Raw genomic sequence first — 1,120 nt, forward strand, 5'->3', positions numbered from 1 at the left:
TCGACCACCCCGCAACCCGCCTACCGACCATTGACCGGCTGGAGGGGTTCCACACCGGACGGTCCCAGCTTCTACCGTCGCGTCCTTGTCCCGGTCCTGGTAAACGGAACCGTTCTCCCGACCTGGCTTTACGTGGTGGAGGAATGCTGGACCGGGAACGTCTAATAGTTATCCAATGGAATCTGGCGCTGAAATCCCAGTAGTTGGCCGCCATCTGGAGCCATATACGCAACAGATTCACGGCATACCAGCAGTTTGTCTTTGACTGGAGTGGAGCGGTTGCGTGCACTCATGTCTCGTTTGGTTGGCATACATAGGCAGTGATTCTGATTACTGATGGGGGGATCGAAATGGCCGCTAAAGGACGTTGGGTTGCCGTCGACGATGTGGCTGCCCACCTACGGGTGGCCAAGGACTCGGTCTTCTATACATGGCTCAATGAACGGAGGCTCCCTGCACACCGCGTGGGACGGCTTTTTCGTCTCGAGCTATCCGCAATAGACGAGTGGGCGCGCCAAGGCAACGAGCGAGAGAAGACTCCAAATTCCATCCAAAGCCGACCCTCCTCGAAAAGTCAGACGAATCGACCAACAGCAAAGACACGTTCACGAAAGAGGGGCGGGAATGAGTAGCAACCTGCTCACATCTCAGATCGGACGACGGATATTCCTCCCAGGGCACTTCGATGTGCCCGTGGTCCTGGAAGATGCGCGACCGCTCGGTTATGATGAGTCGGCTGCCTACGAGTGTCGCGTTCGTCTTCCCGATGGCTCATTGGAAGAGACCGTCATCTCTGCGCAAGAGGTCGCGGCTATCCTTGAAAGGGGGGCTGACGAAGCCAAAGCAGAAACTCCTGTGGACGCCGAGAAGCTTCGACTCCTCATCGAGTCGGCTCGAATCCGTCTGGCTTACGCGTATGACCAACAGTTTGCCGTGAGCCTTTCAGGCATCCGCACCTTGCCGCATCAGATCGAAGCGGTGTACCAGGCGATGCTTCCGCAGCCCAGGTTGCGGTTTCTGCTGGCGGATGACCCGGGAGCCGGCAAGACGATTATGGCCGGGCTCCTTATAAAGGAAATGAAGCTCCGCGAGGCAGTTGAGCGTATTCTTATCCTGTGCC

The 1,120-nt window shown here is 57.2% G+C and carries 2 protein-coding genes; both read left to right on the top strand.

Translation table 11 applies throughout. The features are described from left to right. Window positions 1-350 precede the first annotated feature (350 nt). Window positions 351-632 carry an excisionase family DNA-binding protein gene (locus tag ABJK56_RS16040; protein ID WP_347245685.1) on the top strand — a complete coding sequence of 94 codons (282 nt, stop codon included), beginning with the start codon at window positions 351-353 and terminating at the stop codon, window positions 630-632. Then, the coding region (locus ABJK56_RS16045) for a hypothetical protein (RefSeq protein WP_347245686.1) at window positions 625-1,120 on the top strand (496 nt) is incomplete at its 3' end. The genes ABJK56_RS16040 and ABJK56_RS16045, both read left to right, overlap by 8 nt.

It is taken from the genome of Thermogutta sp., assembly GCF_039793925.1.
GTDB lineage: Bacteria > Planctomycetota > Planctomycetia > Pirellulales > Thermoguttaceae > Thermogutta.

Excerpts from the sequence above, each read along its gene's own strand:
- ABJK56_RS16040 (WP_347245685.1), top strand. The coding sequence starts at position 351 with ATGGCCGCTAAAGGACGTTGGGTTGCCGTCGACGATGTGGCTGCCCAC.